The sequence below is a fragment of the Streptomyces graminofaciens genome, assembly GCF_030294945.1.
Classification (GTDB): domain Bacteria; phylum Actinomycetota; class Actinomycetes; order Streptomycetales; family Streptomycetaceae; genus Streptomyces; species Streptomyces graminofaciens.
The window spans coordinates 4,491,370-4,507,567 of sequence record NZ_AP018448.1 but is presented as its reverse complement, the minus strand read 5'-3'; the positions used below and the strand labels follow the sequence as shown (position 1 = coordinate 4,507,567).

Here is a 16,198-nt window from a genome sequence, read left to right as displayed (position 1 = left end):
GCGGTTCGTGCGGATGCTCAGCCTTCGATGGCGTCCGGGTTCATCCACACGACCTCCCAGGTGTGGCCGTCGAGGTCGTCGAAGGCGCGACCGTACATGAAGCCCTCCATGTCCTGGACCTTCTCCGACGCCGTGCCACCGGCGGCCACGGCCTTCTCGACCAGCTCGTCCACCTTCGCGCGGCTCTCGGCGCTCAGACAGATCAGCACCTCACTGGTCCGCGTGGCGTCCGCGATCTCCTTCTTCGTGAAGGTCGCGTAGAACGGCTTGGTGAGCAGCATCGCGACGATCGTGTCGCTGATCACGACGGAGGCCGCGTTCTCGTCGCTGAACTGGGGGTTGAGCGCGTACCCGAGCTCCGTGAAGAACTTCTTCGAGGCGTCCAGGTCGCTCACGGGCAGGTTCACGAAGATCATCTGCTGGTACATGGCGAGGTCTCTCCCATCGGTTTCGGTCCGTTCGCGGGGGTAGACCGGGGTGCCGTACGGAACTCATCGCCGATCGCGGATTTTTTCCGTACGAGTTTTCCGGCGCCCTCGGCAGGGGGTTTCACACGGCCAGCGGCCAGGCCGCCAGCTCCGCGACCGTCAAGGTCAGCGGGCCGAACAGGGCGAGCAGGGCGCCCGCCCGCAGCAGGGCCGCCCGGCGGGGCAGGGCCGCGGACGCCCCCATCCGCAGCAGCGCGGCCGTGGTGTCGGCGTGCGCCCGCCGCGCCTCGACGGCGGCCGTGGCGAGCGTCAGAAGCGTGCAGCCGGCCACCACGAGCCCGCCCAGCAGGGTGAGCGGACCGACCGAGGGGCGCGCGCCGGAGGAGAGGTTCACCATGGCGTACGCGCCGGAGGCCACCGCGCACACCACGCCGAGCGGCCGCCCGATGCGCCGGGCCTCCTCCTGCAGCACCCGCCCGGCGAGCAGCCGCAGCGCGCCGGGGCGTACGGCCTGGAGCAGTCGTCCGGTGAGGTGGGTGAGCCCGGGCCCGGCGAGGGCCAGGCCCAGCGCGGTGAGCAGCCAGCCGGCGAGGACCCCGGCGGGGCTGTCGGCGAAGCCGCCGGGCAGGGCCAGGCCGGAGCCGACGCCGGAGCGCCCGGCGTACGTCTCGGTGGCGAGGCCGACGGCGAGCACGGCGATGCCCCAGGGGAGGCCGCCGGGGGCGGGGCGCGGGGCCGGGGGCTGCGCGGGCTCGGCGGGGGCGGGCTCCTCGGTGGGCTCCTCCTCGTACCGGGTCGCCCCGGCGGGTGTCGCGGCCCTCCGGCCGATGTCGAAGGTGTCGTACGCCATGAAGCGGGTGCGGGGGCCGGTGCTGCGGGGCCGGGTGTCCTTCGGGCGCAGGAGCAGGGCGGTCGTCACGGAGGCGATGACCGGGACCAGCAGGAGGAGGGTGAGGGCGGCCGGCAGCGGCAGGGGCTCGTGGGCGGCCAGGGCGTCCGCGGCGGCCCCGTCGAAGGGCATGCCGGTCAGGTCGCCGCGCAGATGGAGGAAGAAGAGGAGGGCGAGCAGGGAGCCGAGGGTGGTGGCCAGGGCCGTGGTGAACGCCGAGACGGCCATCAGGCGGGCGGGGCCGAGGCCGATGGCCGAGAGGCCGGGGCGCGGACGGGTGCCCGGGTCGGTGCGGGCGATCGTCACCGCGAAGTACACCGTGGCGGCGGCGGGCGCGACGCACCAGGCGAGGCGAAGCACCGAGCCGCCGGGGGCGTGCGGGTGGGACAGGGCGTGTCCGAGGGCGCAGAGCAGCAGGAAGCCCGTGCCGGCGGAGGCCGCGGTGACGAGGAGGCGGCGGAGCTGGACGACGGGGTGGGCCCGGCGGGCTAGGCGGAGAGCGAGCACGCGGCCCGGCCTTCCCCGTCGGAGGCCGCGGGCAGATGCACCGTCTTCACACACCGCCCGTCAAGGAGCGACACCGTACGGTCGACGAACGAGGCGACGTCGGCGTCGTGGGCGGTGAGGACGACGGTGATGTCGTGCGAGCGGGCCGCCGTGGTGAGGGTGCGAAGGACGTGGGAACGCTCGGCGCGGTGCAGCGGGGCGGTCGGCTCGTCGGCGAAGAGCACGCTGGGGGAGGCGACCAGGGCACGCGCGACGACCACGCGCTGGCGCTCGGACTGCAACAGGGCGTGCGGGCGCTTACGGGCGCACGCGCCGATGTCGAGGCGCTCCAGCCACTCCAGGGCGGCGGTCTTGGCGGCCCGGCGGCCGGTGCCGCGCAGCATCAGCGGCAGCGCGGTGTTCTCCCAGGCGTTCAGCTCGGGGACGAGGACCGGCTCCGGATCGATCCAGCCGAAGCGGTCGCGCCGCAGCCGCTCCCGGGCGACCGGCCCCATGGTGTGCACGGGAATGCTGTTGAACCACACCACGCCCTGCTGGGGCCGCAGTTGTCCGGACAGGCACCGCAGGAGCGTGGTCTTGCCGCTGCCGCGCGGGCCGACCACCGCGAGGATCTCACCCTCGCGGACGCCGATCGAGACACCTTGCAGCGCGGGCGAGCCGTCGTGCGCGTAGGTCAGACCACGTGCCCAGAGCACGTCGTTGTCCGGCGGGGCCACCATGGGCGTACACCTCGGTTCAGATCAGGAATGCCGTGGCAGGGAATGCCGTGGGGAGTCCCCGTCCGGGGGAACGAAGGCAGGGCCGATCGGTTACAGGGCACGCTAGGCAGGCAGGGTCGCAGAGGCGGGACAGCACACGGCCCGGAACGCCCCCATCTCACTCGGACGGGTGCATCCCGGGCCGTTTGAACGCCGGAGCGGACAGCCAGAGGCAAGTGGCTACAGGAGCGTCGACGCCTCCGTCAGCGTCGCGCGCAGGATCTGCTCGATCTCGTCGAACGTCTGCTGGTCGGAGATCAGCGGCGGGGCGAGCTGGACGACCGGGTCGCCGCGGTCGTCGGCACGGCAGTACAGGCCGTTCTCGAACAGCTTCTTCGACAGGAAGCCGTAGAGGATGCGCTCGGTCTCGTCCGCGTCGAAGCTCTCCTTCGTCGCCTTGTCCTTGACCAGCTCGATTCCGTAGAAGTAGCCGTTGCCGCGGACGTCGCCGACGATCGGCAGGTCGTGCAGCTTCTCCAGCGTGGACCGGAACGCGCCCTCGTTGTCGAGGACGTGCTGGTTGAGGCCCTCACGCTCGAACAGGTCGAGGTTGGCGAGGCCGACCGCCGCGGAGACCGGGTGGCCGCCGAAGGTGTAGCCGTGCAGGAAGGTGTTGTCACCCTTGTAGAACGGCTCGGCCAGCTTGTCGGAGATGACGCAGGCGCCGATGGGGGAGTAGCCCGAGGTCATGCCCTTGGCGCAGGTGATCATGTCCGGGACGTAGCCGAACTTGTCGCAGGCGAACATCGTCCCGAGCCGGCCGAAGGCGCAGATGACCTCGTCCGAGACCAGCAGCACGTCGTACTGGTCGCATATCTCGCGCACCCGCTGGAAGTAGCCGGGCGGCGGCGGGAAGCAGCCGCCGGCGTTCTGCACCGGCTCCAGGAAGACCGCGGCCACCGTGTCCGGGCCCTCGAAGAGGATCTGCTGCTCGATCTGGTCGGCGGCCCAGCGGCCGAAGGCCTCCGGGTCGTCACCGAAGATCGGCGCCCGGTAGATGTTGGTGTTCGGGACCTTGTGCGCGCCCGGGACCAGCGGCTCGAAGGGGGCCTTGAGAGCCGGCAGGCCGGTGATGGACAGGGCGCCCTGCGGGGTGCCGTGGTAGGCGACGGCCCGCGAGATGACCTTGTACTTGGTCGGCTTGCCCGTGAGCTTGAAGTACTGCTTGGCGAGCTTCCAGGCGGTCTCCACGGCCTCGCCGCCGCCGGTGGTGAAGAAGACCTTGTTCAGGTCGCCGGGGGCGTAGGAGGCGATACGTTCCGCCAGCTCGACGGCCTTGGGGTGGGCGTAGGACCACACCGGGAAGAAGGCCAGCTCCTGGGCCTGCTTGAACGCCGTCTCCGCCAGCTCGGTGCGGCCGTGGCCCGCCTGGACCACGAACAGGCCGGCGAGACCGTCGAGGTAACGCCTGCCCTTGTCGTCGTAGATGTAGGTGCCCTCGCCCCGGACGATCGTGGGGACGGGGGACTTCTCGTACGAGGACATGCGGGTGAAGTGCATCCACAGGTGGTCGTACGCGGTCTGGCTGAGGTCCTTGGAGCTCACGGTTATCGGGTCCTCACGGTTATCGGGTTCCCCACATGTAGGTCTGCTTCTTGAGCTTCAGATAGACGAAGCTCTCGGTGGAGCGCACTCCGGGGATGGCGCGGATGCGTTTGTTGATGACTTCCAGGAGGTGGTCGTCGTCCTCGCAGACGATCTCCACCATCAGGTCGAAGGAGCCGGCCGTCATCACCACGTACTCGCATTCGTCCATGGCGGTCAGCGCGTCGGCCACGGGATCCAGGTCGCCCTCGACCCGGATGCCGACCATCGCCTGCCGCCGGAAGCCCACCGTGAGCGGATCCGTGACGGCGACGATCTGCATCACGCCCTGGTCGAGCAGCTTCTGGACGCGCTGGCGCACGGCCGCCTCGGACAGGCCCACGGCCTTGCCGATCGCGGCGTACGGCCGACGGCCGTCCTCCTGGAGCTGCTCGATGATCGCGAGGCTCACGGCGTCCAGCTGAGGGGTGCCGCTCCTGGACTCGCGGGACGAGTCCCTGTGCTCTGCGTTTCGACTGGCCACGCCCACACTGTGCACGACGTCTCGACAGTTTCGCAAGGCTCTATCGATGAAATTCGTTGTCTGTAGGGTCATGGTGTGCGGATTTCGCAGAAATGAAGGGAGCGGGGGTGTTGAAAACGTCGGACAGCGGATTAGGGTGGGTGTCTCAGGTACTGGACACCCACACATGGAGGGCCTGCAGTGAGCACCGAGCTGGGACGGCTGCGCAAGCTACGGAACTACATCGCAGGCGAGTTCCGGGACGCCGCCGACGGACGGACCACGGAGGTGGTCAACCCCGCGACCGGCGAGGCGTACGCGACGGCGCCGCTGTCCGGTCAGGCCGATGTCGACGCCGCGATGGCTGCCGCCGCCGAGGCCTTCCCCGGCTGGCGCGACACGACGCCCGCCGAGCGCCAGAAGGCCCTCCTGAAGATCGCCGACGCGTTCGAGGAGCGCGCCGAGGAGCTGATCGCGGCCGAGGTGGAGAACACGGGCAAGCCGATCGGGCTCACGCGGTCCGAGGAGATCCCGCCCATGGTCGACCAGATCCGCTTCTTCGCGGGCGCGGCGCGCATGCTGGAGGGCCGCTCGGCCGGTGAGTACATGGAGGGCATGACGTCGATCGTCCGCCGTGAGCCGGTCGGTGTCTGCGCCCAGGTCGCGCCCTGGAACTACCCGATGATGATGGCCGTGTGGAAGTTCGCCCCGGCGATCGCGGCCGGCAACACGGTCGTACTGAAGCCGTCGGACACGACCCCGGCGTCGACGGTCCTGATGGCGGAGATCATCGGGGCGATCCTCCCGAAGGGCGTCTTCAACGTCGTCACGGGCGACCGTGACACCGGCCGCCTGATGGTCGAGCACTCCGTGCCGGCCATGGCGTCCATCACGGGTTCCGTGCGCGCGGGCATGCAGGTCGCCGAGTCCGCGTCCAAGGACCTCAAGCGCGTCCACCTGGAGCTGGGCGGCAAGGCGCCGGTCGTCGTCTTCGAGGACACCGACATCGCCAAGGCCGTCGAGGACATCTCCGTGGCGGGTTTCTTCAACGCCGGCCAGGACTGTACGGCCGCGACCCGTGTCCTCGTCCAGGAGTCCATCCACGACGAGTTCGTGGCGGCGCTGGCCAAGGCCGCCGCCGAGACGAAGACCGGCCAGCCGGACGACGAGGACGTGCTGTACGGGCCGCTCAACAACCCCAACCAGCTCAAGCAGGTGACCGGGTTCATCGAGCGGTTGCCCGCGCACGCGAAGGTCGAGGCGGGCGGCCAGCGGGTCGGTGAGAAGGGCTACTTCTACGCCCCGACCGTCGTGTCCGGCCTCAAGCAGGACGACGAGATCGTCCAGAACGAGGTCTTCGGCCCGGTCATCACCGTCCAGTCCTTCTCGGACGAGGGCCAGGCCGTGCAGTGGGCCAACGGCGTCGAGTACGCCCTCGCCTCCTCCGTGTGGACCAAGGACCACGCGCGTGCGATGCGGATGTCCAAGGCGCTGGACTTCGGCTGCGTCTGGATCAACACGCACATTCCGCTGGTCGCGGAGATGCCGCACGGCGGCTTCAAGAAGTCCGGGTACGGCAAGGACCTGTCGGCGTACGGCTTCGACGACTACACGCGCATCAAGCACGTCATGACGTCGCTGGACGGATGAGTGCAGGGCCACAGCGGTGAGGGGCGTGCCGCGCGCACGCCCCTCCCGTCGACGCCGCGCTCGTCGTCCCGCGGTTCCCCCTCCATTCGTTCACTCTCCCGTCGTTCCGTCCCCCGCCGTTCCCTGCTGCGCGCCCTCGGGGGCGCCGCCGCGGTCGGCGGGCTCGCGGGGTGTGGAGTGCCCGCCGCGTACGTGGCGCCCGGTGACCGGGCCGGTGCCGATCTCTCGGCCACGGACAAACGGCTGAGCTGGGCGAACTGGCCGCTGTACATCGACACCGACGACGAGGACGAGTCCCGGCGCCCGACCCTGGAGGCGTTCGAGAAGCGCACCGGGATCGCCGTCGACTACGTCGAGGAGATCAACGACAACGACGAGTTCTTCGGCAAGATCAGCCCGGCCCTGATGAACCATCAGCAGACCGGCCGGGACCTCGTCGTCATCAGCGACTGGATGTGCGCCCGCTTCGTACGGCTGGGCTGGGTCCAGGAGATGGACCGGGCGAACCAGCCGAACGTCACCGCGCATCTGGACCCGCAGCTGCGTTCGCCCGCCTTCGACCCCGGCCGTGTGTACACCGTGCCGTGGCAGTCCGGGATCACGGGTATCGCGTACAACCGCCGGAAGGTGGGCCGCGAGATACGGCATGTGTCGGACCTGTGGGCGGACGACCTCAAGGGGCGGGTCACCCTGCTCTCCGGTCTCGACGAGGCGTTCGCACTGCTGATGCAGGGCAACGGCGTGGACGTCACGCGCTGGACGGCCGACGACTTCCACGAGATCTGCGACCAGGTGGAGTCCCGCGTCCGCGGGGGCCATGTCCGCCGCTTCACCGGCAACGACTACATCAAGGACCTGGCGGGCGGTGACGTCCTCGCCTGCCAGGCCTACTCCGGCGACGTCATCCAACTCCAGGCCGACGACCCGGACATCGAGTTCGTCGTCCCCGAGGAAGGCGCCGAACTCTGGTCCGAGTCCCTGATGATCCCCGACCTGGCCCGCCACAAGACCAACGCCGAACGGCTCGTCGACTACTACTACGACCCCGAGGTCGCCGCCGAACTGGCCGCCTGGGTGAACTACGTCTGCCCCGTCCCGGCCGCCCGCGAGATCCTCGCCTCCGCCAAGGACAAGGAGACGGCGGCCCTGGCCGAGGACCCGCTGATCTTCCCCGACGACGCCATGCGCGGGCGTTTGGCGATCGCCCGCGACATCACGTCGGAGGAGAGGGTGGGGTTCGCGAAGCGGTGGAACGGGATCGTGGGGTTGTAGGGAGGGGCTGCGGGGGTCTGGAGCTGCTGTCGCTGGAGTGTGTTCAAGAGCGTTCTGGTGAGCGGGTGTGGGTGTGGGTGGTCAGTTTCGTGTCGAGGCGGTTCAGAGGCCCACACGGGTGAACGTCACATGCGTGACTCCGCTGGGCGAGGAGGTGGCCTCGACCTCGTAGTCCTTCTCGAGGCCCTCCAGTCCGTCCCAGAGGCGTACGCCTCGGCCGAGCAGGATCGGGGCCACCACGATGTGCATGTGGTCGATGAGCCCGGCGGCGAGGAAGTCGCGGACCATGCTGGGTCCCCCTCCGATGCGTACGTCCTGGCCGTCCGCAGCCTCGCGGGCCGTCTCGAGCGCCTTGGTCGGCGAAGCGTCGAGGAAGTGGAACGTCGTGCCGCCCTCCATCTCGATCGACGGGCGCGGGTGATGAGTGAGGATGAAGGTCGGTGTGTGGAACGGCGGGTTGGGCCCCCACCACCCCTTCCACTCCGGGTCCTCGTGCCATCCGGGGTAGCCGAACTTCCCGGCGCCCATGATCTCGGCGCCGATCCCGGGCGTGAACTGGCGCACGAAGGCGTCGTCGAGGCCCCCGGTCCCGCCGGGCCGACCGGTCCGTTCGTGCCACCACCGGGTGGCGAACATCCATTCGTGCATTCTTTCGCCCGCGTGGCCGAACGGCGCGTCCCGGCTCAGACCCTCACCGGTGCCGAAGCCGTCGAGCGAGATGGAGAAGTTGTGGACACGGACGAGTGGCATGGCTGGCGACACCGTTCCTTCCGCTGGTCGAGTTTTGTCGGATCGGCTCGGTCATGCAGCGACGATGGCCGCCCGATGTCGGACGTCCACCGCCAAACCATCCAGATCGTATAGATCAACTTAATCCAGGCCGAACCTGACTCACCAGCCGCCACGGACGGCCCGACCCGCAGTCGTCGCCACCGCGTTCAGCTGCCGGGGATCGGTGGGGAGACAGCCATAGGGGCCCAGTTCGAGCCACTCGTATCCGGCTGAGGCCGGCTCGTCGAGGAAGCGGGTGTACGACACCTGGTGTTCGTCCCCGGGGAACCGGACGCCCCAGGAGTCGGGCGCGGAGCCCAGGCGCAGCTTGCCTCGGCCGTGCGGAGGGGGCGCCGTCGCCATGGCGTGTCCTTCGCGGAGGAGGGAGGAGAGGCAGCGGCAACCGGGATTGTCGCGCTCTACTAGCGCGCTCTAATCCGAGTACGATGGCCCTGTCAAAATGTCATGTCAATGGCTGTCGCGGGGAGTCTTCGCGACCGTGGCAGGGTCTGCCCAAAGGATCTGCGGGTCAGGCCCTAAGGTGGGCGGCGATCGGAGAGTGGGTTCACACGTGGATGCATCGGGCAGGCAGCGGCCCACGATGGCGGACGTCGCCGCGAGGGCGGGCGTCTCCCGGGCGCTCGTGTCGATCGTGTTCCGCAATCAGCCGGGCGCGAGCGAGGAGACCCGGGAGCGGGTGCTGAGGGTCGCCGACGAGATCGGCTACCGGCCCGACAGCGCGGCCCGGCTGCTGGCGCGTGGTCGCAGCCGCACGCTCGGCGTGATGTTCACCGTGCAGCAGACCTTCCACACCAACCTCATCGAGGGCATCTACCCCGAGGCCGAACGCCTCGGCTACGAGGTCCTGCTGTCCGGTGCCACCCGGGGCCGCAGCGAGGAGAAGGCCGTCGAGGCGCTGCTCAGCCACCGCTGCGAGGCGCTGGTCCTGCTCGGCTCCTTGGCCGAGCCCGCGTTCCTCGCGGAACTCGGTCGCCGTACGGTCGCCGTCTCCGTCAGCCGCCGGGTCCCGCACGCCCACGTCGACTTCGTGCACTCCGCCGAGGGCAAGGGCGTACGGCAGGCGATGGATCACCTCGTCGAGCTGGGACACCGCAGGATCGTGCACATCGACGGCGGCCGGGGTCCCGGTTCGGCCGAGCGGCGGCGGGCGTACCGGGCGGCGATGCGGCGCCATGGGCTGGAGTCCGAGGCGCGGGTCGTCCCCGGCGACCACACCGAGGAGTCGGGCATCGAGGCCGGCCGCACGCTCCTCGCGGAGCGGGACCGGGGGCGGTCGCTGCCGACGGCGGTCCTCGCGGGCAACGACCGTTGCGCGATGGGTCTGTTGATGGCCCTGACCCGGGCCGGTGTGGAGGTCCCGCGCGATCTGTCCGTCGTCGGGTACGACGACAGTCACCTCTCCCACCTGATGCCGATCGGCCTGACCACGGTCCGTCAGGACGCCGGGCTCATGGCGGAGCACGCGGTGCGGTTCGCGGTCGAGCGGCTGGAGAAGCCCGAACTGGAGCCGAGGGAAGCGGTGTTGGAGCCGAAGCTGGTGGTGCGCGGGACCAGTGGGCCGCCGCCGGGGAGTGCGGCCTGAGGTCGCTCGGCGGCCGTTCGGCGGGTGAGGCCGTCCGGCGGTCGGGGGCCACGGGACTCGGTCGGCGCCGCTGTCGCGATGCCGGCCGTTCACCTCGATCCGCCTACCGGCGCCCGTCAGCGTGTTCCCTTCGCGGCGAACTCGGCCACGGCGTCGACGTTGTCCTTGTGATGAAGGCGGGGCCGGTGAGAACGGGTGCGGTGCCGCCGCCGCTGAAGTTGCCGTCCGGTCCGCGCGACAGAGGCTGCCCGCCCTCGCCGGGATCGGCGTCCCGGGACCGGGCCCGGCGGTGACCTTCGCGTACACCCCCGGGCTGGTCCCGTTCGCGTGACGGCGCGTCAGCGGTGGGCGTCCCGTCAGACGCCGGGCATCGTACGGATGGCGGCGATGTCGAACTGGAGACGTACCTTGTCGCTGACCATCGCGCCGCCCTCCGCCAGCCTCGCGTCGTACGTCAGACCCCATTCCGAGCGGTTGATGGTGGTCGTGCCGTCGAATCCGACCCGCTCGTCCCCGAACGCGTCGGTGACATGGCCGATGTAGGTGAGCTCCAGGTCGACGGGGCGCGTGGTGCCCTTGATGGTGAGGTCACCGGTCATGCGGTAGACGTCGCTGCCCTCCAGGCTCACCGTCGTACTGACGAAACGCATCCGTGGATGGCGCGCGGCGTCCAGGAAGTCATGGCCGACCAGGTGGGCGTCGCGTTGTTCCACGCCGGTCTCCACGGACGCGGTGGACAGGACGATCTCGGCTCGTGAGCGCGCGGGGTCACGGCCGTCGAAGTAGAGCCGGCTCTGGTACTCCGTGAACGCCCCGCGCACGGTCGTCACCATGGCGTGGCGGACGGAGAAACCGATACGGCTGTGCGCCGGGTCGATCATCCATTCCCCGGTGAGCGCCGACAGTGTGGGATCGGGCAGGCCGTCGGGGCCGAACGCCCGGCGCTCGTGGGGCCGTTGGGGGGCTGTGGGGGGAGCCGGGCGGCGCAGGGACGCAGCTCGGGTGAACAAGTTCATGATTCACGTACTTACGGCACGGCAGAAGCCGCCGCAAGTGTTCTTCAAGAGCCGCGCACAGGGTCGCCACGAATTCCCCCTGCAATCAGCCGGGGGCAGTTTTGAACGTGTTCAAACGCAGGAGTAGGGTCACCCTCATGAGCGACAGAGCCGCCCTGGTGAAGGGCATCCGCGCATGGCTGGTCTTCTTCGTCGTCTGTCTGGTGCTCTCCGGCGCCACGGCGTTCCCGCTCGTCCACGAACTGCGCTGGACCGAGGAGTTGCTGCGTTCGCTCTCCGTCGGGGACCAGCTGCCCGCGCTGACGGAGTGGATCGGGCGGGTGCGCGCGGGCCTGGACGAGGCCGACACCGAGTACCCCTTCCTCCTCTACGGCACCGACTGGCTGGCCTTCGCGCACCTGGTGATCGCGGTCGCCTTCTACGGGCCGTACCGCGACCCGGTGCGCAACATCTGGGTCGTCGAACTCGGCATGATCGCCTGCGCCGGGATCATCCCGCTCGCCCTGATCTGCGGGCCGATCCGCGGGATCCCCTTCTGGTGGTCGGTGATCGACATGTCGTTCGGGGTGTTCGGTGTGATCCCGCTGTACCTGGTGTGGAAGCGGATCAAGCGCTTGGAGGCCCTCACGGCGGAGGCGACGGCAGTCCCGACAGCCGCCGCTGTCGGCTGACACATACCCCTTGAGCGGGGGCGACGAAAAACTGTTATCCGGGCCGCCCCCGCCCCGTCTCCTCTCCCACACCGTGATCCCGGCCTGTGATCTCCGCCTCGGGGTTCCCTATGCCACGGCGTTGGCTGAGAAGGTACGGAACACACCGATCGAGCCGGGTGAGCCGGGCAGGACCGGAAGGGACGTACGTGGACGGGCGGCAGTGGCGCTCCATCATCGCGGCCGCGCAGTCGGGCGACCGACGCGCCCTCGACGAGCTGATCGAGGGCTGGCTGCCGCTCGTCTACAACATCGTCGGCCGGGCCCTCAACGGGCACGCCGACGTCGACGACGTCGTGCAGGAGACCATGCTGCGCGCCGTCGACAACCTCGACACGCTTCGCGATCCGGACAGCTTCCGGTCCTGGCTGGTCGCCATCGCCATGCGGCAGATACGGGACCGGGCGCGCCGGCGTACGGCCGACCCGCTCGACGACGACAGCGACGCGCACGCCGCCGCCGACTTCGCCGAACTGACGGTCCTCAGGCTCCAGTTGGAAGGGCAGCGGCGCGAGGTCGCGGAAGCCGTCCGCTGGCTCGACGACGAGGACCGGCAGCTGCTGTCGCTGTGGTGGCTGGAGGTCGCGGGCGAACTCACCCGGCGCGAACTGGCCGCCGCCGTCGGCATCAGCCGCCAGCACGCCGCCGTACGTGTCCAGCGGATGAAGGCCCGGCTGGAGACCGCGCGCGGCATCGTCCGCGCCCTCGACTCCGGCTGCCCCGACCTCGGCGCGGTCACCGCCCGCTGGGGCGGACGGCCCGACTCGGTGTGGCGCAAGCGCATCGCCCGCCACATCCGGGGCTGCGGCCACTGCTCCGACCCGGTCAGCCCCGGCGAGGTCGTGGTCCCCGCCGAACGCCTCCTGGTCGGCATCGCCCTCGTCCCGATCCCGGTCGGCTTCACCCTCTCCCTCGCCTTCGGCGGCAAGACGGCGGTGGCGGCGACGGCTGTGGCGACGGGGTCTGCCTCCGTCGGCTGGTCGGCCAAGGTGCTCGGCGTGCTCACCAAGCCCGCGGTGGCGGTGACGGCGGGCGCGACGATCGTCGCGGGCGGCGCGTACGTGGCGACACAGCCCCCGGCGGACCGCCCTCCACAGGCGGCCCCCACGTCCCTGAGCACGGCCCGGGCCCCGGCGGCGGCCCAGCCGACGAGGCCACCGTCGCCCACCACGTCACCGTCCCCCAGCTCCTCCCCGTCGCCTTCGCCGAGCTCGAAAACCGGCCTGTACGGCACGGTCGTCGACGCCGTGGACCGGGCCCCGGACGCGAACGCCCGGCCCGCCGCCCTTCCGCGCCGGCCCGAATCGGGCGTCACCAGCAGCTGGGGCCAGAAGGCGGTCATGCAGCACCGCGGCGAAAGCGTGCAGCTCAGCGGCGAGGGTTATGTCCTCGTCCGCTGGCAGATCTCCCCGAGGAACAGGCCCGGCGCGCTGGTCATGCCGAGCTGGACCGGCCTGACGGGCAAGCTGTTCCATGTGGCCTCGGGCGGCGGCCGCCGCATGGACGACCCGCACGTCACCGCCGACGGCTACGAGACCGGCATGGGCGGAGCGAGCATCGGATACGCCGTACTACGCGACGGCACCCAGCAGATGTGGCAGAACGAGTACTTCTACCTCGATGGCAGCGTCACCCTCACCCAGAACGAACGGGGCTGTGACTACGGCATCATCGTCTTCCCCTCCACCTGGGACGAGGCGAACAGGGACGTCAACCACGGCCCCGCCCAGGGCGCCTTCCGCTACGGCCTGACCCGGGACAACGGCAAGGACTCGGCGCCGGTACCGCAGTACGTGACGAGGGCGAAGCCGCAGGACGCGGCGACGGTGGAGCAGAAGTCGAAGGTGTAGGCCGCCCGTCCCTCAGCTTCCCCCCTTGCGCAGGGCGCACAGCGTGTCGACCCGGTTGGTGGTGATCGAGTCCACCCCCAGCTCGGCCAGTCGCCGCATGGACCGTCGAGTGTCGGGCGTCCACACGGACATCAGATACCCGTCCCGGTGGACCCGCTCCACGAGCCCCCGGCTCACCAGCCCGAACCGGTAGTTCAGCCACCGCGGCCGTACCGCGTCGAGCAGTGCCGGCCGCGGCGGTGCGAGGGTCTTCCAGGTCAGCGCGATCTCGGCGGCGGGGTCGACGGACCGCACCGCGAGCATCGTCGCGGGCCCGGCGCTGTAGTACACCCGCTCCGCCGCCCCGCACTCCCGTACGACGTCCACCACCCGGCGCGCTCCCCGCGTGTCGACCTCCCCGGGCAGGTCGACCATGACCCGCGCCCCCTCGGTGACCCGCAGTGCGTCCACGAGGGTGGGGACGCCCTCCCCGGTGAGGCCCCGCACCTCGGCGGCGGAGAGCGCGGTCAGCGGACGGTCCAGTTCCCAGAGCCGGTTCAGTGTGGAGTCGTGCAGCAGCACGGGTACGCCGTCGCGCGTCGACCGCACATCGAACTCGACGGCGTCCGCGCCGAGGGTAAGCGCGGAACGCAGCGAGTCGAGCGTGTTCTCACGGACACGGTAGGGAGCGCCGCGATGGGCGACGGCGGTCAGGTTGCGCATGGCGCCCATTGTGCGGTTCGGGTCAGGGGGTGAGCCAGGCCGAGGTGTAGGTGTCGATCTCCCCGGCCAGCCGCGCCTTGCCCGCCTCGTCGAGGAACGACGCCTCCACCGCGTTCTTCGCGAGCGCGGCCAGCCCCTGCTCGTCGAGGTCGAGGAGCCGCGCGGCGACCGCGTACTCCGTGTTGAGGTCGGTGCCGAACATCGGCGGGTCGTCGGAGTTGATCGTGACCAGGACCCCGGCCTTCACGAACTCCTTGACGGGATGCTCGTCGAGGACGCGGACCGCGCGCGTCGCGATGTTCGACGTCGGGCACACCTCCAGCGCGATCCCGTGCTCGGCGAGGTGGGCGAGGAGCTTCGGGTCCTGCGCGGAGCTGGTGCCGTGCCCGATCCGCTCGGCGCGCAGCTCGTTGACCGCGTCCCACACCGTTTCCGGGCCGGTCGTCTCACCGGCGTGCGGCACGGAGTGCAGACCGGCGGCGATGGCCCGGTCGAAGTACGGCTTGAACTGCGGCCTCGGTACGCCGACCTCGGGCCCGCCGAGCCCGAACGACACCAGCCCCTCCGGCCGCAGCCGGTCGTCCGTGGCGAGCCGGACCGTCTCCTCGGCGGCGACGAGCCCCGCCTCGCCGGGAATGTCGAAGCACCACCGCAGTACGGTCCCGAAGTCGGCCTCGGCCGCCTTGCGCGCGTCCTCGATCGCGTCCATGAAGGCCCGCGCGTCTATCCCGCGCCGGGTGGAGGAGTACGGGGTGATGGTCAGCTCGGCGTAACGCACCTGCTGGCGGGACAGCTCCCGGGCCACCTCGTAGGTCAGCAGCCGTACGTCCTCCGGGGTGCGGATCAGGTCGACGACCGACAGGTACACCTGGATGAAGTGCGCGAAGTCCGTGAACGTGAAGTAGTCGGCGAGGGCCTCGGGGTCGGTCGGCACCTTGGAGTCGGGGTGACGGGCGGCCAGCTCGGAGACGATCCGGGGGGAGGCGGAGCCGACGTGGTGGACGTGCAGTTCGGCCTTGGGCAGCCTCGCGATGAAGGTGTTCAGGTCGCGGGCGCCGGGTGCGGCGGTCTGGTCGGTCAAGGTTCCTCCCCGGGAACGGCGTCCCCGGGACCATGGCCTCGGCGGGGACGCGGGTGATCGGCTGATCGATGACTCGGGGATCATCGTAGGCGGCGGCCCATGCCTCCGAGGCAGGGCCTAAGCATGACGGAACGTACGACGGCACGGAACGGAACAGAGGGGACCGCGCACGCCGCCCGACGAGGCACCGAACGGCACACGCGGTGCCCGCCCCCGGAGCCGTCTACGCGCCCGGTGCTATGCCGCCCCCCCCGCTGACTGTCAGACAGACCCCAGCAACCGCTCCCGCGCCTCCATCAACGCGAACCCCAGCAGATTCGGCCCCCGCCAGCGCGCGGGGTCGTACGCCCGCTCGTCGTCCTTGGCCAGTCCGATGCCCCACACGCGGTCCACCGGGCTGGCCTCGACGAGCACGCGCCGACCCGTGCCCAGCAGGAACGCCCGCAGGTCCTCGTGCGCCCCGAACTTGTGGACGCTGCCCTCGACGACGATCCCGAAGCGCTCCCGCTCCCATATCGACTCGTCGAAGTCGCGCACCAGCCGCCCGACCTTCTTCGCCAGTGCCGGACTGGACGCCGCGACGGCCTTCTCCGCCGCCTCCTCGTCCCCGAACAGCCGGGCCTTCGACGCCATCATCCAGTGCTCCGCCGTCGCGTACCGCACTCCGTCGACCGTGAACGGCGACGGCCACCACTGGCTCAGACAGCTCGCGCCCACCTGACCGTCGGGCCGCGGCCGGTGCCCCCAGAAGTGCAGATACTTGACCTTCGCCCCCGCACGGACCTCCCTCGTGAGGGTGTCCCAAGATTCGATCTTCCCCATGCCCACGAGTCTGGCAGCCACCACTGACAATCCGTCCCCTGTTTTTCACCCCGAGTCGACACCCCGTCGACAGATTCCGTTGCGTAACCAAA

General features: G+C 70.4%; 14 protein-coding genes and 3 pseudogenes. 5 read left to right on the top strand and 12 right to left on the bottom strand.

Going from position 1 to position 16,198, the window contains the following annotated elements:
- Window positions 1–17 precede the first annotated feature (17 nt).
- From SGFS_RS19020 to SGFS_RS19000, 5 genes are all read right to left on the bottom strand, one after another.
- Window positions 18–428: a VOC family protein gene (locus SGFS_RS19020; protein ID WP_286251831.1), complete on the bottom strand. Its 411-nt coding sequence runs from the start codon at window positions 426–428 to the stop codon at window positions 18–20.
- A gap of 121 nt (window positions 429–549) precedes the next feature.
- Entirely contained in the window at window positions 550–1,824 is a 1,275-nt protein-coding gene (locus tag SGFS_RS19015; RefSeq protein WP_286251830.1) for a hypothetical protein, read from the bottom strand.
- A complete protein-coding gene (locus tag SGFS_RS19010; protein ID WP_286251828.1) occupies window positions 1,806–2,543 on the bottom strand; it encodes an ABC transporter ATP-binding protein in 738 nt (245 codons plus the stop codon). Before SGFS_RS19010 ends, SGFS_RS19015 begins: the two co-directional genes overlap by 19 nt.
- A 219-nt stretch (window positions 2,544–2,762) precedes the next feature.
- Window positions 2,763–4,127 carry an aspartate aminotransferase family protein gene (locus tag SGFS_RS19005; protein ID WP_286251826.1) on the bottom strand — a complete coding sequence of 455 codons (1,365 nt, stop codon included), beginning with the start codon at window positions 4,125–4,127 and terminating at the stop codon, window positions 2,763–2,765.
- Between the two features lie 19 nt (window positions 4,128–4,146).
- Window positions 4,147–4,665, bottom strand: a complete 519-nt coding sequence (locus SGFS_RS19000) for an Lrp/AsnC family transcriptional regulator (protein ID WP_286251825.1) — start codon at window positions 4,663–4,665, stop codon at window positions 4,147–4,149.
- Window positions 4,666–4,830: 165 nt separating this feature from the next.
- On the opposite strand from SGFS_RS19000, the gene SGFS_RS18995 reads away from it, so the two are divergent.
- Together SGFS_RS18995 and SGFS_RS18990 are read left to right on the top strand one after the other, a co-directional pair.
- Window positions 4,831–6,279: a gamma-aminobutyraldehyde dehydrogenase gene (locus SGFS_RS18995; protein ID WP_286251824.1), complete on the top strand. Its 1,449-nt coding sequence runs from the start codon at window positions 4,831–4,833 to the stop codon at window positions 6,277–6,279.
- Window positions 6,280–6,363: 84 nt separating this feature from the next.
- A complete protein-coding gene (locus SGFS_RS18990) occupies window positions 6,364–7,551 on the top strand; it encodes a polyamine ABC transporter substrate-binding protein (protein WP_286259973.1) in 1,188 nt (395 codons plus the stop codon).
- 102 nt (window positions 7,552–7,653) lie between these two features.
- Here SGFS_RS18990 and SGFS_RS18985 read toward each other — a convergent pair whose 3' ends face one another.
- Together SGFS_RS18985 and SGFS_RS18980 are read right to left on the bottom strand one after the other, a co-directional pair.
- A complete protein-coding gene (locus SGFS_RS18985) occupies window positions 7,654–8,301 on the bottom strand; it encodes a dihydrofolate reductase family protein (protein WP_286251823.1) in 648 nt (215 codons plus the stop codon).
- 147 nt (window positions 8,302–8,448) lie between these two features.
- Window positions 8,449–8,685, bottom strand: a pseudogene (locus SGFS_RS18980) (2-keto-myo-inositol dehydratase); the annotation flags it as partial.
- Window positions 8,686–8,923: 238 nt separating this feature from the next.
- Between SGFS_RS18980 and SGFS_RS18975 the strand changes: the two are divergent.
- Window positions 8,924–9,925, top strand: a complete 1,002-nt coding sequence (locus tag SGFS_RS18975; RefSeq protein ID WP_286251822.1) for a LacI family DNA-binding transcriptional regulator — start codon at window positions 8,924–8,926, stop codon at window positions 9,923–9,925.
- 116 nt (window positions 9,926–10,041) lie between these two features.
- Here SGFS_RS18975 and SGFS_RS18970 read toward each other — a convergent pair.
- Both SGFS_RS18970 and SGFS_RS18965 read right to left on the bottom strand, forming a co-directional pair.
- A pseudogene (locus SGFS_RS18970) lies at window positions 10,042–10,151 on the bottom strand (sugar ABC transporter substrate-binding protein); the annotation flags it as partial.
- A gap of 130 nt (window positions 10,152–10,281) precedes the next feature.
- On the bottom strand, window positions 10,282–10,941 hold the full coding sequence (locus tag SGFS_RS18965) for a YceI family protein (protein ID WP_286251821.1): 660 nt from the start codon (window positions 10,939–10,941) through the stop codon (window positions 10,282–10,284).
- A gap of 137 nt (window positions 10,942–11,078) precedes the next feature.
- On the opposite strand from SGFS_RS18965, the gene SGFS_RS18960 reads away from it, so the two are divergent.
- Together SGFS_RS18960 and SGFS_RS18955 are read left to right on the top strand one after the other, a co-directional pair.
- A complete protein-coding gene (locus SGFS_RS18960; protein ID WP_286251819.1) occupies window positions 11,079–11,612 on the top strand; it encodes a hypothetical protein in 534 nt (177 codons plus the stop codon).
- Window positions 11,613–11,800: 188 nt separating this feature from the next.
- Window positions 11,801–13,501 carry an RNA polymerase sigma factor gene (locus SGFS_RS18955; RefSeq protein WP_286251816.1) on the top strand — a complete coding sequence of 567 codons (1,701 nt, stop codon included), beginning with the start codon at window positions 11,801–11,803 and terminating at the stop codon, window positions 13,499–13,501.
- Between the two features lie 12 nt (window positions 13,502–13,513).
- Here SGFS_RS18955 and SGFS_RS18950 read toward each other — a convergent pair whose 3' ends face one another.
- The 3 genes and pseudogenes from SGFS_RS18950 to SGFS_RS18940 all read right to left on the bottom strand — a co-directional run bounded on the left by SGFS_RS18950 (window position 13,514) and on the right by SGFS_RS18940 (window position 16,106).
- Complete coding sequence (locus SGFS_RS18950; protein WP_286251814.1) at window positions 13,514–14,203, bottom strand: glycerophosphodiester phosphodiesterase; 690 nt, start codon at window positions 14,201–14,203, stop codon at window positions 13,514–13,516.
- Between the two features lie 22 nt (window positions 14,204–14,225).
- A pseudogene (locus SGFS_RS18945) lies at window positions 14,226–15,429 on the bottom strand (adenosine deaminase).
- 116 nt (window positions 15,430–15,545) lie between these two features.
- A complete protein-coding gene (locus tag SGFS_RS18940) occupies window positions 15,546–16,106 on the bottom strand; it encodes an NADAR family protein (RefSeq protein WP_286251803.1) in 561 nt (186 codons plus the stop codon).
- Window positions 16,107–16,198: the final 92 nt, after the last annotated feature.